The organism is Flavobacterium sp., from assembly GCF_031411595.1.
Taxonomy (GTDB): domain Bacteria; phylum Bacteroidota; class Bacteroidia; order Flavobacteriales; family Flavobacteriaceae; genus Flavobacterium.
In genome coordinates, this window is the sequence record NZ_JANOBI010000055.1 from 14607 (window position 1) to 35503 (window position 20897).

The window sequence follows — 20897 nt, forward strand, 5'->3', positions numbered from 1 at the left end:
ATTATCGTTTGAGCGAAAAATGCCCTCTCACGGTTCTATCGTTTTCTAAATCAATGACAAACCAATAATCATTGGAAGGTAATGGTGCTGCTTTGAGCGTTCCGTCCCAACCTTTTTGATTGGCATTAAATTCATACAAAAACTTACCGTATCGATCGAAGATTTGCACGTTGGCACTCGTGTGAAAATTTAGATTTTTAATTTCCCAAGTATCGTGATAACCATCGTCGTTTGGTGTAAAATAAGTCGGATAATTGAGCACGTATATTTTATAGAAATCTTCGCCACAAAGACTATCCCTTACATGAACCCAATATTCTCCTGCAGGAACATTGGTGAAATAAGGGCTGTTTTGAAAATGGATGCTGTCTAAGGAATATTCATAGTTTCCTACACCGGTTACATGTACAAAAACGGAATTCATATCACCTTGAAAATCCTCTACATCAACACTCGTTATCACCGGAATTTGAGAGGCGGTTACGATGTATTTTTTTGTCGTCTCACAACCATCACTGTTCGTAACAGTAACTGTATATTGGCCTGGAGCAGAAAAAGTAGTAGTATAATCGTTGTCGCCATTACTCCATACATAGGAATAAAAATTAGTCGCTATGGCTACCGTTGTTGGAATGGTATCACAAATATGAACAATTTCATCTTCGAAATTTGGAGGTGTATTGCTATTCACATACAAATCTACAGTTTGAATTCCGTAACAATCACTACCATTTAAAATTTTGGCATAAATTCTATCAATATATTGCACTGAATTGGTGTATAAATCCGGTAAAACATTGGTTTGTAAAAGCGCATCATTATACGTTGGATAATAGTTAACGACAAGTCCGACAGGCAATCCATTGAGCACCAATGGATCGATAACGCTACTCAATTGAAACGCATAATGGCCATCGATAACCGTATCTAAATCGCAGGATTCATAATCAATGACGTTGGGGAAAGCATTATTTGAAATTTGAAGTACAACATTCGCAACACCATAGCAACCGCTGGCATTGCTGGCAGTAGCAAAAATTGTTGTAGCTGTGCTTTGATAAGCAGTTGGATTTTGAATGGCATTGACGGTATTTTGATTTTGAGCATCCGCTATATTTTCGTAATACGTCACAGGGCCAAAACTGCTGTCGTTGTTGGTAATGATTGTATCGACTTTGGTTAAATTAAATAAAGTCGTACCATCTAGGTCTTCATCACATTGAACAATGGTTGTGTTGGTTAATGCAGGTGTTGGCGCGTATTCGATAGTAACTTCACCGGTAGCTATACAAGTGGTGGTTCCCAATGTGACTTCAACGGAATAAATTCCGGCGGAGATTACCGTGTATGTTGGGTTGGTTTCGCCTAAAATTTCAATACCATTCTTAAACCATTTATACGCATTGGTTCCAGCTTCAGTAGCATCGAGTAAGTATGTTTTTCCTTGACAAACAGCGTTATTTGTAGCGATTAATTGGTTTGCACCTAAATCTGTTCCTACATTAAAACTTCCACCCCCAAGAAATATTGCCGAGTCGTATCGGATGTTTTCATGATCTGCAATGACCAATTTAATATGGTAAGTCACGCCCGGAACCACTGTTGATTTTGCAGTCATTACTGCAGTTTGTCCGTCGAGGTTTATTGGCGCATTACTGCCATTGAAACTCCCAAAATAATTTTCATTAATAGCAGAGCAACCTCCCGGAATATCAGGATGTACAGTAGTAACTAATACCGGAGTAGTTGTTCCTGGGACCAAAGCTAAATTTCTATACGGATTGGTGGTGCCGGCTTCTTTCAATAAGAATGCAAAGCCGTCGGAATACTGACAAGTCGCGGTGCCATGATATTCTTCTGATGCAAAGATATAATCGAAACTCATAACGCTTGTGAGTGGCGTAAAATCGAATTCGAGTATCGTAGCATTATAAGTATTATTAATGCCTAATGCTTGTTCTAATTCGGAATCACCAAACCATGCCGTATCGCCTTCATCGATGAGATTGTTGTTCGGGCCTTCGGTTTTTTTGGCGCGAGCGGTACATAATACGACGCCTTGTGAGAAAGGGAATGTACTACTTCCAGCATTAAAATAACCATAACTTTGTTGGCCAGCACTGAAAGTATCACCGCTAACATTGAAATTAGAAACATTCGCGCATGGACTATTAATCAGCACATTTTCAACCAATTGTTGCGCTGTATAAGTGTCGTTAACTTGAATATATTGAGCTTGTAATGCCGCTGGAAAGCAACATAAAAAGCAGGCAATAAGAATGTTTGTAATTCTATTCATAGCATCGGCAAAGATACTATAAATCTCTTTTTTTGAGCAAATTGTATGATAATAACATAAAAATAACAGTCCATGCTAAAACAATTAAAATTCCAAACCAATGCACACTGTAATCTTTGGTGTTTTCAATGCCCATTTGTGTTCCGATGGTTTTAGCAATCGTCAATCTGGTAAAAGGTTCTTTAATCAAATTAGACAACGCTTCTAATGGAAGAAATTTCACCATAAAAGTAGGAATGGCAATCATATAAATCAAGATGACTTCCATAAACCACCATACGAGTAAAAAACCTAAGGCAAAGGCTGAACGCTTTACTAAAATTCCTAAGAACAAACAAAAAGAAAAGAATCCGAGTAGGTTAACAAAATAAGCAACAACATAATCTAATTCCGAAAAAACAATACCGATTTCTGTGTACGAAGAAAAACAGTAACCCAGAATGAGTGTTGTTACGAATATAAATACCGTTGAAATAATCGAAAAGAGTAAAACCGTTAAAAATTTAGAAATGATAAACTCCTTTTTACTCATTCCGTCAATTAGGTTTTGTTTCAATGTGCCGTAACTATATTCATTCGCCATCATGGAAACAATGACAATGGCAAAAAACATTTTGAGCCAAGTGGCGATGTAAGTATTGAAGTGCCAGATAAAAGGAAAATTAAAAATGCCTTGATCGGCAATTCGAATGTGAATGGGGCCAATATCAAATTTGATTGAGGCAATCAGCGCAATAAACGTCAGTAAAATAAAATAAGAAAAAGTCAAGACTCGGCTGGCTTTGTTTTTCCAAATTTTTTGTAATTCTATAGTGAGTAATCGTTTCATTTTCGATTTAAGATTTGCTGGTGAGTTCGAGGAATTGTTCTTCTAGGCTGTGTTTGCGTTTGACGAGATGATTCAATATGATTTTTTCTTCGAACAAAGCTCGATTTAAATCTTTGGCTTCGAGTGGCTTTTTGAGATACGCCAAAATTTTTCCGTTATCTTCGGTGCATTTTTCAATGGCGTCAATTTTTGATAAGGCTGATTTCAATTGCGTAAGATCATCGCTTTGCAATTCAAAAAAACCTTCATTCGACGATATGCCATCAACGCGGCCCGAATATAACACTTCACCTTTTCGCAACACCAAAACGTGTGTGCATACTTTTTCAACTTCATCCAAAAGATGCGATGCCAATAAAATCGTGGTGCCTTCAGCCGCAATCATTTTGATGATGTCACGAATTTGATGAATGCCTTGCGGATCTAGACCATTTGTGGGTTCATCAAGAATTAAAATTTCGGGATCATTCAATAGGGCAGAAGCAATCGCCAAACGCTGTTTCATACCCAATGAAAAAGTACTGAACTTGCTGTTTTCACGATCTAACAAACCAACCAACTCTAATTTTTCATGCACTTTCGTGTAAGCAATACCTTTAATTTTGCAGACCAATTCTAAGTTTTCTTTGGCCGTCATATAGGGATAAAAGTTAGGGCGTTCGATGATGGCGCCTACTTTTTTTAAAGCTTCATGCGTTTGCATGGTGCCGCCAAACCAAGAATAATTGCCGGAAGTTTTGTTGACTACATTTAAAACAATACCAAGTGTTGTTGATTTTCCGGAGCCATTCGGACCCAGAATTCCGTAGACATTGCCTTTTTGTATTTCGAGGGAAACGTTTTTGACGGCGTGAATAGGACCAAAACGTTTGTTGAGATTTTCGATGCTCAGAATGGTTTCCAAAGTGTTCGTTTTTTGAGATTGCGTATTCGACGAACAAGTTATGGAAAAGTTACCAATTATCGGAATGAATTATGACACCAAATGATGCCTTCTTTGGTAGAAGTTGACCAAAGTTTCATTAATGGCTTTGTGCTCAGGCGTTAAAAATATTTTATGCCCTTTTTCATCATTGGTTAATTCTAGTTGACAATGACTGCATTTGTATTCTTTGAAATGATTGGTCACATTGCGAGTGGTATAAAAGCGATGACCAAAAAATACGCACCACATTTTTCCGACTACAGGTATAGGTTTGGTTTTAGATTCTTTCATAATTTGGAGCATGAATTGTGAATCAAACGTAGCTAAGCAATTGATAAAAAGCAAATTATACCGATGAAATGCAGTTTTTTAACTAAAGAGTATCTGAATACTTACAAAAACTGAGTTTTAAAAAATAACGTAACTGTATGATTTTAAACGAATTTAATTCGCGTCAAAAAGAATTTCACCATTGGCATCGTGAGGTATCGACCAATTTCTTTCTTCGTGGTCAACTAGATTGTTATCAAAATCATATTTGTTTTTCTCATAATGCATGTAGTTATTTTTAGATAACGATCGAAGAAAAGTTTCTTTGAAAAGGAATAGGTTTTTTAAGGGATTGACAGCAGCATCATATGCGTCAAAGGTTTCTTTAATTTTATAAAAGACTACAGTACCAGACAAATAGTTTTTGGTAACAATACTGTCTAGATTTTTACTTGGATTATAGTAGTATTGCGCAATTTCATGCTCAGAAGTTTGCTTTCCTTTTTTAGATTCGATTAATAAACCTACAATATTGTATGTATACTTAACAGTGTCGAGCGATGTTTGATAAATCGGTAAGTCTTTAATATTAATCCGCTGCGACATTCGGTTGTTATTGTCCAATAGAATTTTAGTTCTGCTGGTTGGATCCGGGTAAAAAGGTAAAATCCTTCCTTCTTCGATAAGTATCGTATGGTCAGAATAGATTAAATCATCCGATATTTCAGAACTGTATGCGTAACTAAAACCAGTAGCTGGGTCAATAGCTCTAACACCTGCAAGTCGCTTTATAACGTTACCGTCACTATATTCGAGCGTAACTTTGTTTGATTCCGTTGACGAAATCATAGTGCTTTGAGGGTAATGCATATTGGCAAAATAATAACTTGTAATCGGCGATTCATCAACGGTCGTTGGTTTGCTATCATTTTGACAACCGAATACTACGAATGCCAATAATAATGGAATAATTATTTTCATACGTTATGAATTAACTTTTCTGCTCCTTATTAAAATACACCAAATAATAATACATCTGTTTTTCTTCATCCCAACCTTTTTCGACATATTTTTCGGCACTTTCAGGATTGATGAAATCCATTTTGATTTGAATATGCGTATCAAGATTAATCACGTTTTTAATCGATTTTCTCGCATCAGAAACCGCAGCATTTGCAATTGGGAAAGAGGTGATGTCTTCGATGCTGTATTTTTCACCTTTATCAACTTTGTAGTTTTTAAATTCAGGAATCAAATCCGGATTGTCTAAAACTTCATTCAAAAAATTCGATTCTTCGAACTGATCATTCTTCGCGAAATAATTCACAGAACGGTTCATAAACATCACTTCTTCTTTCTTGTCTTCAGCTGGAAAAACAACATCTTTGGCAAAACCTTGACAGAATTTCAAGTATTTTTTGGTGATGAAATTCTCGTCTTCAAAAGCATCCACAGAAAGGAAATGCTCAAGCCAATATCGCGCATCATAGCGGTTGCTGTCGACCGTCAATATTTTATAACCTTCTTCTTTTTTGTAATTAAAAATCAAACAACCTTTATCGAGTTTGTTGAGGTTGATACCTTGCTGCAAAATCATTTCAAGTGTATTGCCTTTTTCCTCAAACTGCATAAAATCGGCTTGAATTTCACTTTTGAAAATACCAATCGCATCCACTACATTATTGTCGATATTCAAATTCGTCAAATACGTTACATACACTTCACCGTTCTTGATGTGCGGATGATTCGACTGCTCAAACAAATGCTTCGTGATTTTTTTAGAAACCTCATGAATGCTGCTTGGATTGTCAAAAACCTCACTCGCAAGTTTATACATGTCATTGTAATCCAAATCTACTTCATGCGCAAATTGAAAATAGTTTTCTTCCTTCTCGCGAAAAGGTTTAAAGAAATATTCCTTCAATAAAGGCACGATTTCGTCATTCAAATTATAAGGTTGTTCCGATAAAAAAATAGCTTCGTTACGGCTTTTATTACCCACTCTGTGAATGGATAGATTTTCGATGTGGGTGTTGTAGAGGTTGATCATTTTTATGGAAAGGTTCTGAGGTTAAAGATACTGAGGTTCTAAGGTTTTTAATTTCGTTGTTTGATTTTGTTTGTGAATGAAACAAGCATTCGCTCTAATTCACGACTATCTTCGTATAAAGTATTGAATTCTGTTTCACTTAAATAAGTTATGTTTTTGGCTATTTCTAGTTGTGTTTGTAATTCAAAAAGTGAACTGATTGAAACATTTAAAAAGCGCAAATATTCTTTATTGCTGTTTCTTCCGAATCCTTCGGCAATATTACTCGGAATTGAAATCGATGCTCTTCTGATTTGAGAAGTCAAACCGAAAATTTCTTCTTTTGGAAAATGGCTTGTTGAATTGTAAATAAATGTAGTTAATGACATGGCTTTCTGCCAAACTAAAAGATTCCTAAAATTACTCATGGCTATATGGATTAGATATCTCAAAGATACTCAAAAACCTTAGAACCTTAGCAGCTTAGGACCTTAGCGCCTAAAGTTTAATTCCAATTCTCCTCAAATCCATAATCTTCAAAGCTTTCTCCGCCTTCGTTGTCATCAAACATATCGAGGTCGTCTTCGTCTAAATCGTCTTCAAATTCGCCGTAAATTTCGTCGTTCATATCGGCTTCAAACGATTTGTCAACAGTATCCATCGGCATGATGCCGTGTGCGAATAGTGTGTTTGGGTAAATGATTCCAACTTCAATTTCTTCAATAGCGGCTAGTTCTACAAGAAACGTCCACATATTGAGGAAATCATACACATAAATGATTTTAGTCTGTTCTTTATTTAAAATCGATGACAAAGGATAATCCGCCATGGTTTTCATTTCTCCTGCCACATCGCCGGTATCAAAAAGTGGAATTTCCTCATCCTGATTCCATTGGTTGTCGCAAGTATAAAACGATGCCAATTCTAATCCGTCAAAATCAAAAGCATTTACAATCGCATTGTGCAAATCCTCTAAAGTATCGTCTTCAAGAATGGCAATGTCTCTAAAAATATCTTCTTCAGTGTCGAGAATTACTCTGAATTTATAAACCATAATGTCTTATTTTTTTGAAAGCCCAAAGGTAAAATTAATTTTAGATTTTAGATTGAGGATTTTAGATTTGTTGAAAAGATTTTAGCCACGAATTCACGAATAAAAATTTGAATTCATTTTCAAAAATTCGTGAATTCGTGGCTAACTGTTTTATAACCACGTTGGTGTTGTTTTATTTTTTTTCAGAGCAAAGTCCAACGATTTCATGAAAAACATCATGAAGTTCCGACAATGATTTTTTTAGATCCGCATCCGAAGCTTTGGCGGTCACCATTTTGTGTAACGCTTTGCTTTTCAATTGCAATTTTTCTGCGGAAGCTAATATGGCTGGTGTTCTATATTCTGCAGGAATGTCAGATTTTAAAACTGCCGTGGCACTGTTCATCAATTCTTCAGAACGTGCTTTAATAGGCTCTAAATTGCCTTCTTCCGATGGGTGAAAAGTTTGTGAAATCACTTCATGAAACGCCTTGATTGCAGGCCATTTGTCGAAAGTAGATTGTGCACTTACACTATTGATTGCCAATACGAATAATACAATGGCTAAAGATTTAATTTTCATTTTATAATTTGTTTAGATTAATATTACTGTATCAAATATAATTTTTTTATCTCAAAGTGGCACCAAGTTCCGCAGTCAAATTCTTTTGAAGTTTGTTCATCACTTTATCAATCTGCTCATCGGTCAAAGTCTTCGAAGTGTCTTGCAATGTAAAACTTACCGCATAGGATTTCTTACCTTCAGGCAAATTGTTTCCCGTGTAAACATCGAACAACAAAATATTCTTCAACAAAGATTTTTCCGTTTGGCGTGCAATTTTATAAACCGCATCGAAAGCCACGTTTTCATCAACCAATAAGGCTAAGTCTCGGCGCACTTCAGGATATTTCGGAATATCAGCAAATTTTATTTTATTCGAAACCAATTTCAACACCAAATTCCAATTAAAATCCGCATATAAAACTTCTTGTTTAATATCAAAATGTTTCAAAATCGATTTTTTCACTGTGCCGAATTCCACCAAAGTTTCCTCGCCAACCAGCATCGCAACGCCTTCTGCAAAAACATCCGATTTTACAGGTTCGACTTTAATCTTCTCAATGCCCAATCGCGACAAAATTGAATCTACATACCCTTTAAACAAAAAGAAATCCATTGGTTTGAGTGAATTTGTCCAGTTTTCAGCATTTCGATTTCCAGAAAGAAACAATGTCAAGTGCTTCAATTCCTCATAACCCGATTCGTATTTATGGTATGATTTCCCGAACTCAAACAATTTCAAATCCGAATTTCTTCGATTGATATTATACGAAATCGCTTCCAAACCCGAAAACAACATCGACTGGCGCATCGTCGATAAATCATTACTCAGCGGGTTCAACATCGTTACATTGTGTTCTTCTTGAAGCATTTCAGTCAATGCCACATATTCCGGTGAAGTCAATGAATTGGCCATCATTTCATGAAAACCCAACGAATTCAACTGATTGCCAACAATATTCTGCACTTTATAGTCTTCTGTTCGCGCTGAATTCGAAACCGTTGCATTGAGTTTTTTCGTAAAGTTGATGTTGTTGTAACCGTAAACTCTAAGAATTTCCTCAATCACATCAATTTCTCTTTGCACATCGACGCGGTATGCAGGAATCGTCAATCCCAAACCGGCATCGGTCACGCTATTTACCTTAATATCCAGCGAAGCCAAAATCTTCTTAATAATTTCTTTCGACAATTCTTGTCCAATCAGTTTCGCGGTTTTGGCAAAATTCAAAAACACTGGAAAATCTTCTATTTTCTTAGGATAGATATCAATCACATCCGAAGTAATTTCGCCACCGGCCACTTCTTGAATCAACAAAGCTGCACGCTTCAAGGCATACTCAGTAATCGTCGGATCAATGCCGCGCTCAAAACGAAACGAAGCATCGGTGCTCAAAGTATGTCTTTTAGCCGTTTTACGAACGCTCACGGGATTGAAATAAGCGCTTTCCAAAAAGATATTCGTCGTATGTTCCGTTACGCCAGAATTTTTCCCGCCAAAAACACCCGCAATACACATCGGTCCTTTGTCATCGCAAATCATCAAATCTTCTTCGTGCAATGTTCTTTCAACATCGTCTAGCGTAGTAAATTTAGTGCCCGCAGCCAACGTTTTTACCACAATTTTCCCATTGATTTTCGCCGCATCAAACGCATGCAACGGTTGTCCCAATTCGTGAAGTACATAATTCGTAACATCCACAATATTATTTTTCGGATTCAACCCAATCGATTTCAAACGGTTTTGCAACCATTCCGGTGAAGGTTTTACTTTAATTCCCGAAATCGTCACACCACAATAGCGCGGCGCCAATTTGTTATTATCAACCTTAACATCAATCTTCAAGGTGCGTTTGTCAATTCTAAAATTACTCACAGAAGGTGTAATCAATTCCACACTCACACCGCTTTGAATCAATCCTGCACGCAAGTCACGAGCCGTTCCCAAATGACTCATCGCATCGGCACGATTTGGTGTCAAACCAATTTCAAATATTTCGTCATTTTCAATTTTGAAAACTTTAGCTACTGAAGTTCCGGGTTTCAAACTTGCCTCCAAAACCATAATACCTTCATGGCTGGTTCCTAGTCCCAATTCATCTTCAGCGCAAATCATTCCGTGACTTTCCTCGTCGCGAATCTTTCCTTTTTTGATCACAAAGGAATTTCCTTCTTTATCATATAATGTAGTTCCAATCGTAGCCACAGGTACTTTTTGTCCGGCGGCAACATTACTCGCACCGCAAACAATTTGCACCGGCGTTCCATCACCCAAATCAACCGTAGTTACTTTCAATCTATCGGCATTCGGATGCTGCACGCAAGTCAAAACATGACCCACAACAATACCTTCCAAACCGCCTTTGACCGATTGGTATTTTTCAACGACTTCCACTTCCAAACCTAAATCAGTCAGCAAAGCAGCTGTTTCGTCAGATTTCCAATCGATTTTGATAAATTGTTTTAACCAGTTGTACGAGATTTTCATGGGTTTTTAATACAAATTTTAAGGTCGCAAATATAATCAATGCAGTTTGGAGTTCGAAAGAAAATGGCAATTTTTTGAATCAATTTTTTTAGGAGCCGGGAACCTGCTATCCGCTAAATCTTTCACGCCGAACGCCGGCGTAAAAGGATACCGCTGCTATCAGGGCTAGGACATTCGTATTCAACAGCAAATCAAAAGTAAAGACACTCAGAATTTTATAATTTGAAATCCAATAAATGAGAATCCAATAAAAAAATTACGTTAAAAAAAGAATATGGAAATTTAATGCTATCACTTAACCGAATTGTGCTACTCCAATGCGAACGATGAAACTAAATTTGAACAAATCAAAAAACAATAAAAAGATGAGTAATATAGTTCAAAGACCTCAATTTAAGGCACAGTATGACAATTTTATCGGTGGAAAATTTGTTCCGCCTGTTGGTGGCGAGTATTTCGAAAACGTTTCCCCGATTGATGGAAAAGTGTTTACCAAAGCCGCCCGATCGACCAAAGCTGATGTCGATTTGGCGTTAGATGCCGCACACGACGCCTTCAAAACTTGGGGCAAAACTTCCGCTGCACACCGAAGCAATCTTTTAAACAAAATTGCCAATGTCATCGAAGAAAACTTAGAATACCTAGCCGTAGTAGAAACCATCGACAACGGAAAAGCCATTCGCGAAACCCGCGCCGCCGATTTACCTTTAGTAATCGATCATTTCCGCTATTTTGCTGGAGTCATCCGTGCCGAAGAAGGCAGTATTTCAGAGCATGACGAGAATACAGTAAGCATTTGTTTAAGCGAACCATTAGGCGTAGTCGGACAAATCATTCCATGGAATTTCCCATTATTAATGGCCACTTGGAAAATCGCGCCAGCTTTAGCAGCCGGAAATTGTTGCGTTGTTAAACCTGCAGAACAAACACCAACTTCGATCATGGTGCTCATGGAATTAATTCAAGATATTTTGCCACCAGGCGTTTTAAATATCGTAACCGGTTTTGGTTTAGAAGCCGGAAAACCATTAGCACAATCCAATCGTGTGGCGAAAGTTTCTTTCACAGGAGAAACCACTACGGGGCGTTTAATCATGCAATATGCTTCTGAAAATTTAATTCCCGTAACGATGGAATTGGGCGGAAAATCACCCAACATTTTCTTTTCTTCCGTAGCCGATGCTGATGATGCCTTTTTCGATAAAGCCATAGAAGGTGCGGTAATGTTCGCGTTAAATCAAGGCGAAATTTGCACTTGCCCGTCGCGATTGTTAATTCAAGAAGATATTTACGATACATTAATGCCAAGAATTTTAGAGCGCATCAAAGCCATCAAAATTGGACACCCGTTAGATGGAACAGTGATGATGGGTGCACAAGCTTCGAACGATCAGTTTGAAAAAATACAATCGTACTTAAAAATCGGAAAAGAAGAAGGTGCGGAAGTTTTAATCGGTGGTGAAATCAATCATTTAGATGGTGAACTCACAGGCGGTTATTATATTCAACCCACCGTTTTCAAAGGCAACAACAAAATGCGCGTGTTTCAAGAAGAAATTTTCGGACCGGTATTGTGTGTAACGACTTTCAAAACTGTCGAAGAAGCGCTGGAAATCGCCAACGATACTTTATACGGATTAGGTGCCGGCGTTTGGACACGTGATGCACACGAAATCTACCAAGTGCCAAGAGCCATTCAAGCGGGTAGAGTATGGGTTAATAGCTATCATGCTTATCCAGCCCACGCTCCATTTGGAGGTTATAAAAAATCTGGTTTCGGCAGAGAAAATCACAAAATGATGCTCGACCATTACCGTCAAGTGAAAAACATGTTGATTTCGTATGACAAGAATAAATTAGGCTTCTTTTAGAAAACAGGTTTAGCTCGCAAAGACGCAGAGTCGCAAAGAAAAGAATCTGTAAAACTTTGCGCCTTCGCGTCTTTGCAAGCAAACTTTTTATTAAAAATTATGACACCAAGAGTTTCAGTTACTCCAGAAGCTATCGATTTAATCGCAAAACTTAAAGCTAAATATGGCGATTTAATGTTTCACCAAAGTGGCGGATGCTGTGATGGTTCTCAACCCATGTGTTTTGAAAAAGGCGATTTCAAAATCGGGCAAAGTGATGTCTGTCTCGGCAGCATCGAAGATTGTGAGTTCTGGATGAGCAAAGACCAATTCGAATATTGGAAATTTACCCATCTAACCATTCATGTAGTCGAAGGCCGTGGCTCGAGTTTTTCGCTGGAAATTCCATTGGGTTTAAGGTTTCTAACCCAATCCAGAATGTTTACGACTGAAGAATTGGAAGATTTGTCGCCGTTGCATTTTCTAGAAGACTAGTTCACATACAATAACTGATACTGTTTAGGCGTAATGCCTTCATGCTTTTTAAACAAGCGGATGAAGTAATTGCAATCTTCAAATCCCGATAAATAACACACTTCATTAATTTGTATCGTCGGATTTTTCAACAGTTGTTTGGCACATTTTATTTTTTCTTTCAAGACAAATTCCAACGGACTCATTCCCAATTCTCGTTTAAAAAATCTATAAAATGAAGTGGTACTCATACACGCTTTTTCACTCAGATTTTTCATGCTGATATTCTCTTTCAGATTCACTCGAATAAATTCAACAACGGGTGAAATCGGATTTTTGGGATCAAGAAACAACCCATCATCAATTGCTTTAGTCGTTTGTGTTTGAATAATGCGAATCAACAATTCCTGCAATGTCAAATCCGCCAAAGCATCTTTGGTTATCGAAGTGCTCGTACATTCTTTAATTAGTTTGTTGATGGTTGCAGCCAACTCCACATTATTGTAGAAAAAATAATTCTGGTAATTCAAATGCCAAAAATGGTCGTTGCCTTCTTTCGGATAACGTTCGTTCAGAAAATGCAGCGTGTCAGTAATTTTCGTTTGATCGATTGCCAAAGCCAAACATTGTGTCGGATTGTTTTTGGTGGCTTCGGGAAAATCAATTTTCATCTCGACATTCGATGGAATCACGACCGTTTCCCCGGGCAAATATTCAAATTCGGGGTCGTCAAAAAGATGCATCACTTTCTTGCCACGCAGCATGCTTGTCACGACCAAATCATTAAATTTCAACGGAACCAGCACCGAAGATTCATAAGTTTCGAACAGATTCAATTCACAATGATTTAGCGAATATACAGTTCTGTTTTCGACCAATGTTTTTAAGGACTTTTCGTTCGATAAATGCGGCGGATTAATCAGTGCGCGTTGGTGATTCATAATTAAATAGTAAAGACTAAATATAAACAAAAGAAGCTTTGGATGGACAAATTGATAAAAATATTTCAGATTAAATTTTACGTTTATCAACGCTTACCTGTAGTTTAGAATATTGCAAGATTTTGAAATAATTTTGTAAATAAAATCACCGAAAACCCAATAGCTTTGTACACCAACCAAAACCAAAACGTCATGGAAAACACACAAAAAACACCCGAAAACAACTCGAATGTAGAAGGTTATAAAGTGCCCGGTGATGGCAATGCTCCCAACGTAATGCCCGCAGGTGGAAACCAAACTTTCGAAGAAAACGCGGAAAAGCGGTTGCGCAAAGATAATGCTGATGTTCCGGGAATGGAATTCAACATTGGCGACAAAGCCAATTTCGACAGCAGCAAGGAAGATTTTATCAAAACTGTTTCGAACCACAATCACGCTTCGCCACTCGGAATTGATACTAATGTTGATTTGTCTTATAAAAAGCCAGATGGAGATCGTTAATTTTCTGCGAGAAAAGATGTAGAAAGCAATCGGGTTTTTTGATACTAAGATGTTTATTCATTAAGCCAATAAAACAAAAAACAAAATGAATAAAAAATACTCCTTAGTTTGCATTTACTTCTTTTTAGTATCTCTTGTTTCTAATACTTTATGCGCCCAATCCATCGAATGGATGCGCGATGGTGGATCTACGCCTTTTAGCGCTAACGAACGGGGTGATGCTGTGGCGGTTGATACCAACAATAATTCGTATTCACTCGGGCATTTGGCTATTGACAGTTATATCTCCGGCTTATTTGTTCCCGCTCATGAAGATGGTTTCCTCGCAAAATATGATGCCAGCGGCAACGTACAATGGGTGCGCACATTTGGTGGACCAGGGTTTGTCGACATTCAAGAATCGTCAATAAAAGTTTCGACTGCTGATAACGCTGTTTATGTTTGCGGGTCTTTTCGAACACAAACCGCCAATAGTGTAATCACCTTTGATGGAATTTCTTTTACTTATGCAGGCAATAGCCGTCATGGTTTTTTAGCTAAATATGATTTAAACGGAAACATTCAATGGATGCGACACGGAGGTGGAACTGTTGGACTCGGAACCGGATATAATGACCTAGATATTGATGATCAAGGTCGAATTGTAGTAGTTGGCACTGCTGATGGGACCAACACTTTCGATTCACAAACCCTAACTTATGACGGTGGAATTCTAATACGATATCTACCGGATGGTACGCTTGCCAATTTAATTCAACTTAATAATACAACTGCCGAACACCAAGAAGCAAGAGAAGTAGAAGTAGCTCCAGGAACCGGAAATATTTATGTTGGCGGCGCATTCTTTGGTGCAATTGCACTCAATAGTTTTACAGCGAATTCCTTTGTTTTTAGTGTTTTTGAATTAAAATTGGATGCGAATCTTACTTGTCAATGGCTTAGTAATGGCGGTGGCACTTATGGAAGTTGGATTAATGGTCTAGCGATTGATGCCAATGAAAACAGCTACATCGCAGGTCACGCCAGCGGTACAACTGTAAGCTTCGGTCCACATACTTTTAATGGCTATACCGCCTCCGATTCCGAAATAATAACCGTAAAATTTAATCCCGAAGGCGTACCACAATGGCTGCGTCATGGCGGAAGCCTCCGAAACGATGAAGCGTGGGATATTATCTCGGATACATCAGGAAATACAGTAATTACTGGCTTTTTAGGTGGTAATGTATTAACGGCAAATTTTGATTCAATTTCAGTAACACTATTCACGCAAAGCAAGCATTGCTTTATTGCTCGATATGATACCGATGGCAATATCGTTTATGCCAAAAGATTGGGTGGCGGCTCCGACGATGTTGGATTAGGTCTAGCATTGGCAAATGAAAACACATTTTATCTCACAGGAACCACTTGGGGCTCTACACTATGGGGAAACTGGAATTATCAGTCGTGTTGCCTAGATCCTAATTTTTTTGTGGCAAAATTTAATGACACCTTCAATCAAGCTATTACTAATAACGAATGTGTCGGATCCATTGGTTTAACGCCCGGAAGTGCATTTGGAATCAATCCTATAACAGGTTCAATTCTAGGAGCAACAACCACAACAACTATAACGCCTACTTGTCTGACAGCATTCGGATTTGATGTTTGGTATTCTTTTACCGTTCCACCCTCAGGAAATTTAACCATTGAAACGCAAGTAGCAGACCAAAACTCGATGACTGATTCGGTGTTAACGGCTTACACAGGAACTTGTGGCGTATTAACGCAAATTGGCTGTGATGATAATGGAGGTTTACCCGGCGTTAATGATTTGATGTCCGTTTTAAATCTAACCAATCAAACACCCAATGCAAGAATATACCTAAGTGTAGGAAAATCCGATACGACGCCACCAGACAACACCAACAACCAATTCAGAATTTCAGTCTATGATCCTTCATTAGCCACGAATACTTTCGATAATGCTAATTTCTTGTATTATCCAAACCCGGTAAAAAATGTTTTAAATTTAAATTATAATCAAGCCATTACGACTGTAGCCGTTTCTAATTTGCTAGGGCAAGAGGTCATTACTAAATCATTAAACGCGAACCAAGGTTTAGTCGATATGTCAAATTTGGCAAGTGGCATCTACTTGGTTAAAGTAACAGCAAATCTTCAAACTAAAACCATAAAGATTAGTAAAGAGTAATTTTTTTAGGAGCTATTTCCGGCTCTTCACTATATCTTTTGCGCTGAACAACGGCACAAAAGGATACCGTTACGATCCGGGCTAGGGCATCAATTCCGCAACATGTTTCTTGATATTATCAGCGATTTTCTTAGTCGGTAAATCATTCGCGTCGCCACCAAACGGATCTTCAATTTCTTCGGCAATGAGTTCTAAACTTGCCAAAACATAAAAAATAAAAACCACCACCGGCGCCGTATAATATCCCAAACTAAACGAATACCCAAAAGGCAAAGTCATCACATAAAAGAAAATAAACTTCTTAATAAATGCGCTGTAAGAGTAGGGAATAGGCGTGTTTTTAATCCGCTCGCAAGCACCGCAAATATCGGTAAACGATTGCACTTCGGCATTCAGAATAATCAACTGATCACCCGATATTTTTTTGCTTTCATACAAATCATTAATCTTTTGAAACATCTTTTTAGCCACTTGATTCGGCCTGTGCAAATGATGGTCAATTTCCAAATCAACATCGTCAAACAATTGCAAACTCGTTTCATCATTGTTCAAATGTTGGTGCAATACCGCAGCGTATGTCGGAATCATTCGTTTGAAATAATGCTGGTCTTGGTCATCTTTTAAAATCACAGCAAGTTTCAAAGCGAAATTCCGACTGTTATTCACCAAGGCGCCCCACATTTTTCTGCCTTCCCACCAACGATCATACGCCGTATTGGTCCTAAAAACGAGCAACAACGAAATCACAAATCCCAACATGCCATGCATGATCGTGATGTTTTTGATGTAACTTTTCTCGGATAATTGCCAATATTCCACTTCCATATAACCCACGAATCCGGCATAAACGCCAATCGCAACCATAATCGGAAACAGTGTTCGAAACGTATCCGCTTTGTGAAATCGAAAAATAAATGTAAACCAGTCTTTGGTGTTGTAGGAAATCATTAGCCAAATAGTTATTGATAATTTTGAACCAAAAATACAATCATTTTTATTTCTCGCAAAGACGCAGAGCCGCAAATTTGTATTCAATATTTTTCTTGGCGCCTTTGCGTCTTTGCGAGAAATTTTTAAGTGTCAATTTCTAGATTCAGTTTAAAAACTAAGATTTCCAGCCAATTCCTTCAAAGCAATTTCCGATAATTTCGCCTGATACTGCGTATTGGTGTTGCGCACTTTCGCATTGATAAAGTTGAGTTGTGCAGTTCGAAATTCTAAAGTAGTAATCGTTCCTATCCTGAATTTATCTAAAGTAATATCAAGATTCTGCTTCGCAATAGCTTCGTTTTTGGCTTCGAGTTGCATCAATTCGAGATTGGTTAAATACGTTTGAAATGCCGAATTCAACTGACTTTCCAAAGTTTTGTTCTGCTGTTCAATGGCAATTTTTGAATTCTCTATTTCAAGTTTCGCCACTTTCTCAGTTCGATGCTGATTGAATCCGTCAAACAAATTCAACGAAGCACTAAAACCATAATTCAAACCACGTGATGAAGTTTGTGTGGTAAACCCCAAATCCGATTTCGTTTCGGCAAAGTTATAACCTGTATTCACTTTCACCGTTGGATATCTTGTGCCTTTCACTTGTTTCAATTGCAATTCAGAAACCCTTTTATTAATGACCAAAGCTTCCAATTCCGGATTTTGTTTGAAAGCCAATTCGGTTAAATTGGGCAACTGCAATTGATTGTCAATTTTGATTTCGGGTATGACTTTAAAATCCAATTTTGTGTCTCTGGCAAGTTGTTGGTTGAGGGCAATTTTAGTATTCGCAAACAATTCCTTTTGACGTAGTAAAGTCGTTGTATCAGTATTCAAATCGACTTGTGCATTCAAAGTTTCTAACTTCGAAGCTTTCCCAATCGTATATCGGTTTTGCGCTAAGGTCAATCGCTGATTTGAAATCACAATTGTCGTATCCAAAGCATTCAATTGCTGCTGTTGCTGTACCAAATCATAATAAATCGCGGTAACATCGCTGACTTTATTGAGTATGGTTTGTTTCAATTGGGTTGCTCCTAATTGTTGCAAAGCCTTGAGTTGATCGTGTTTGGCAAACATTTTAAAGCCATCGAAAATCGTCCAATCTAAACCAACGCCATAATTTAAGCTGTTATTTTTGGCGTTGTCAAGCGAATTTACGGTTCCGTCTGCACGCGTTTGTTTCAGATTTTGTATGCCATTATTATCTACAACAGTAGCAGTGACTTTAGGCAACATACCAGCATTGCCAATCGAAGTGTTCGCTTCCGTTATTTTAACGTTGTTGCCGGCTATTTTAATATCGTAATTGTTTTCCAAAGCGATTTTGATGGCATCTTCCAATGTCAATGTTTGCTGTGCATTCATATTGAAAACACAAAACAACAACAACAAAAAGCGGATCGATTTCATATTATTTTGTTTCTTTTTCATAGTCTTCCAAATGATCAAATTCGGGATGGTGTTTTCTGGCTTTCGACCACATTAAATACATCGCCGGAATTACGAATAAGGTTAAAATCAATGAGAAAATCGTTCCGCCAACAATCACAACGCCCATTCCTATTCGGCTTGTAGAAGCTGCTCCAAGTGATAAAGCAATCGGTAAAGCGCCAAGCGAAATGGCTAAGCTTGTCATCAATATCGGTCGAAGTCGCGCTTCCGATGCTTCTAAAATCGCTTCTAATTTCGGTTTGCCTTGTTCGCGCAATTGATTCGCAAATTCTACAATTAGAATTCCGTTTTTCGTCACGAGACCAATCAGCATAACCGTTCCAATTTGACTGAAAATATTCCACGTCTGATCGAATAGCCATAACGAGAATAATGCTCCGGCTACTGCCATTGGCACTGTCAAAATAATGATAAACGGATCGATGAAACTTTCAAATTGCGCCGAAAGAATCAAGAAAATCAGCAGCAACGCCAACCCAAAAGCAAACGAAGTATTCGAACTGCTCTCGACAAAATCACGCGATTCGCCACCCAAATCTGTTGTAAAAGTATCGTCGAGCACTTTGGCTTTAATACGATTCATGGCGTCAATACCGTCGCTGATACTTTTACCAGGAGCTAATCCTGCAGAAACAGTAGCTGACATATTACGGTTGTTGTGATACAATTGCGGTGGATTGCTTTTCTCTGAAATGCTCACAACATTATCCATTTGGATCAAATCACCTTTGGCATTGCGCACGAAAATGGAAGTCAAATCGAGCGGTTTCGAACGGTCTTTTTGATCAAATTGCCCGATGACTTGGTATTGTTTTCCATTCATAATGAAATAACCAAAGCGTTGCCCACTAAACGAAAGTTGCAAGGTTTGCGCAATATCAAGCACGGAAATACCCAGACTTTCGGCTTTCTCGCGATCAATCGTAACGTTGATTTCGGGTTTGTTGAATTTCAAATTAACATCGGTTATTGCAAAAGTCGGATCTTTCGCTGCTTCATCCATAAACTGTGGAATCTTTTCCTGCAGTTTCTCAAAGTTTGGTGCTTGAATAATATACTGAATCGGTAAGCCACCTCTTTTATTTACAGCGATTGTTGGCTGCTCGGTTACGGAAGTTTTGGCTTCGGGATATTTCTTCGTTAGTTTAGTGAGTTTCTCCGCAATTTCTTTTTGCGAACGATTCCGATCTTCGGGTTGAACTAAAGCAATTCTAACCCTTCCGCTGTTGGTTGCCGAAGCATTAAAACCCGGTGCTGTAATCACAAGCGCAACTCTTTTTTCGGGAATCGAATCATCAATCAATCGTGAAATTTCCTGCATAAAACGGTTCGTATATTCATAAGAAGAACCTTCGGCTGTTGTAATCGACATCATCATACCGCTTCGGTCGTCGTATGGGGCAGTTTCTTTTTGAATGATATTGAAAAACAAATAAATCAACCCGAAACAAGCGATTAGAATCGGAAAACTCACCCATTTTCTTTTCATGAAACGCTGCAAATTGCTTGTATAAGTAGCATTCATTTTGACAAAAAATGGCTCGGTGAAGTTGTAAAATTTCGACTTCTTTTGTTCACCGCCTTTCATCAAATAGGCATTAAGCATTGGCGTAAGCGTTAACGAAACAAAGGCAGAAATCAGTACGGCAGAACCAATGACGACGCCAAATTCCCTAAAAAGCCTTCCGACAAATCCTTCGAGGAAAATGATGGGTAAAAATACCGCGGCAAGCGTTATCGATATAGAAATTACAGCAAAGAAAATCTCGTTCGAACCTTTGATGGCTGCTTCGATAGGTGACATTCCCTGCTCAACTTTTTTGAAGATGTTTTCGGTAACTACGATTCCGTCATCAACCACTAATCCTGTTGCCAGAACGATGGCTAAAAGCGTTAAGACGTTTACTGAAAATCCACATAAATACATAATGAAGAAAGTAGCAATCAGCGAAACCGGAATATCAATAAGCGGTCGGAAAGCAATAGACCAGTCCCTGAAAAACAGGAAGATAATCAGGATTACCAGTATCAATGATATAAGTAAAGTTTCGGCAACTTCA

18 protein-coding genes are annotated in these 20897 nt (G+C 38.0%); 4 read left to right on the forward strand and 14 right to left on the reverse strand.

Annotation, left to right across the window (positions count from 1 at the left end):
- Position 1 precedes the first annotated feature (1 nt).
- The 10 genes from RMO03_RS12960 to pheT all read right to left on the reverse strand — a co-directional run bounded on the left by RMO03_RS12960 (position 2) and on the right by pheT (position 10435).
- Positions 2 to 2299, reverse strand: coding sequence for a choice-of-anchor L domain-containing protein (locus RMO03_RS12960; RefSeq protein ID WP_309642529.1), 2298 nt, complete (start codon positions 2297 to 2299; stop codon positions 2 to 4).
- 16 nt (positions 2300 to 2315) lie between these two features.
- Complete coding sequence (locus tag RMO03_RS12965) at positions 2316 to 3128, reverse strand: ABC transporter permease (protein WP_309642530.1); 813 nt, start codon at positions 3126 to 3128, stop codon at positions 2316 to 2318.
- A 7-nt stretch (positions 3129 to 3135) separates the two neighbouring features.
- Positions 3136 to 4032 carry an ABC transporter ATP-binding protein gene (locus tag RMO03_RS12970; protein ID WP_309642531.1) on the reverse strand — a complete coding sequence of 299 codons (897 nt, stop codon included), beginning with the start codon at positions 4030 to 4032 and terminating at the stop codon, positions 3136 to 3138.
- 69 nt (positions 4033 to 4101) lie between these two features.
- A complete protein-coding gene (locus RMO03_RS12975; protein WP_309642532.1) occupies positions 4102 to 4344 on the reverse strand; it encodes a hypothetical protein in 243 nt (80 codons plus the stop codon).
- A gap of 153 nt (positions 4345 to 4497) precedes the next feature.
- Positions 4498 to 5304: a hypothetical protein gene (locus RMO03_RS12980; RefSeq protein ID WP_309642533.1), complete on the reverse strand. Its 807-nt coding sequence runs from the start codon at positions 5302 to 5304 to the stop codon at positions 4498 to 4500.
- Between the two features lie 10 nt (positions 5305 to 5314).
- Positions 5315 to 6373 carry a nucleoid-associated protein gene (locus RMO03_RS12985; protein WP_309642534.1) on the reverse strand — a complete coding sequence of 353 codons (1059 nt, stop codon included), beginning with the start codon at positions 6371 to 6373 and terminating at the stop codon, positions 5315 to 5317.
- 47 nt (positions 6374 to 6420) lie between these two features.
- Complete coding sequence (locus RMO03_RS12990; protein ID WP_309642535.1) at positions 6421 to 6780, reverse strand: four helix bundle protein; 360 nt, start codon at positions 6778 to 6780, stop codon at positions 6421 to 6423.
- A 77-nt stretch (positions 6781 to 6857) separates the two neighbouring features.
- Positions 6858 to 7406 (reverse strand): IS1096 element passenger TnpR family protein, encoded by a 549-nt coding sequence (locus tag RMO03_RS12995; protein WP_309642536.1) that lies wholly within the window; start codon positions 7404 to 7406, stop codon positions 6858 to 6860.
- Between the two features lie 172 nt (positions 7407 to 7578).
- Positions 7579 to 7968 carry a hypothetical protein gene (locus RMO03_RS13000; protein WP_309642537.1) on the reverse strand — a complete coding sequence of 130 codons (390 nt, stop codon included), beginning with the start codon at positions 7966 to 7968 and terminating at the stop codon, positions 7579 to 7581.
- Between the two features lie 46 nt (positions 7969 to 8014).
- Positions 8015 to 10435 carry a phenylalanine--tRNA ligase subunit beta gene (pheT, locus tag RMO03_RS13005; RefSeq protein ID WP_309642538.1) on the reverse strand — a complete coding sequence of 807 codons (2421 nt, stop codon included), beginning with the start codon at positions 10433 to 10435 and terminating at the stop codon, positions 8015 to 8017.
- Positions 10436 to 10800: 365 nt separating this feature from the next.
- Here pheT and RMO03_RS13010 point away from each other — a divergent pair, with 365 nt between their 5' ends.
- Complete coding sequence (locus tag RMO03_RS13010) at positions 10801 to 12306, forward strand: aldehyde dehydrogenase family protein (protein ID WP_309642539.1); 1506 nt, start codon at positions 10801 to 10803, stop codon at positions 12304 to 12306.
- Between the two features lie 99 nt (positions 12307 to 12405).
- Positions 12406 to 12780, forward strand: a complete 375-nt coding sequence (locus tag RMO03_RS13015; RefSeq protein WP_309642540.1) for a DUF779 domain-containing protein — start codon at positions 12406 to 12408, stop codon at positions 12778 to 12780.
- Here the strand turns inward: RMO03_RS13015 and RMO03_RS13020 are convergent.
- Positions 12777 to 13700 carry an AraC family transcriptional regulator N-terminal domain-containing protein gene (locus RMO03_RS13020; RefSeq protein WP_309642541.1) on the reverse strand — a complete coding sequence of 308 codons (924 nt, stop codon included), beginning with the start codon at positions 13698 to 13700 and terminating at the stop codon, positions 12777 to 12779. The two genes, RMO03_RS13015 and RMO03_RS13020, sit on opposite strands and share 4 nt — an antisense overlap.
- 192 nt (positions 13701 to 13892) lie before the next feature.
- Here RMO03_RS13020 and RMO03_RS13025 point away from each other — a divergent pair, with 192 nt between their 5' ends.
- Positions 13893 to 14201 carry a hypothetical protein gene (locus tag RMO03_RS13025; protein ID WP_309642542.1) on the forward strand — a complete coding sequence of 103 codons (309 nt, stop codon included), beginning with the start codon at positions 13893 to 13895 and terminating at the stop codon, positions 14199 to 14201.
- 85 nt (positions 14202 to 14286) lie between these two features.
- Positions 14287 to 16398, forward strand: coding sequence for a T9SS type A sorting domain-containing protein (locus RMO03_RS13030; protein WP_309642543.1), 2112 nt, complete (start codon positions 14287 to 14289; stop codon positions 16396 to 16398).
- An 81-nt stretch (positions 16399 to 16479) separates the two neighbouring features.
- Here RMO03_RS13030 and RMO03_RS13035 read toward each other — a convergent pair whose 3' ends face one another.
- From RMO03_RS13035 to RMO03_RS13045, 3 genes are all read right to left on the reverse strand, one after another.
- Positions 16480 to 17346: a bestrophin family ion channel gene (locus RMO03_RS13035; RefSeq protein WP_309642544.1), complete on the reverse strand. Its 867-nt coding sequence runs from the start codon at positions 17344 to 17346 to the stop codon at positions 16480 to 16482.
- 150 nt (positions 17347 to 17496) lie between these two features.
- Complete coding sequence (locus tag RMO03_RS13040; protein ID WP_309642545.1) at positions 17497 to 18795, reverse strand: TolC family protein; 1299 nt, start codon at positions 18793 to 18795, stop codon at positions 17497 to 17499.
- A 1-nt stretch (position 18796) separates the two neighbouring features.
- Positions 18797 to 20897: efflux RND transporter permease subunit (locus RMO03_RS13045; RefSeq protein WP_309642546.1), on the reverse strand; the 2101-nt coding region annotated here is incomplete at its 5' end.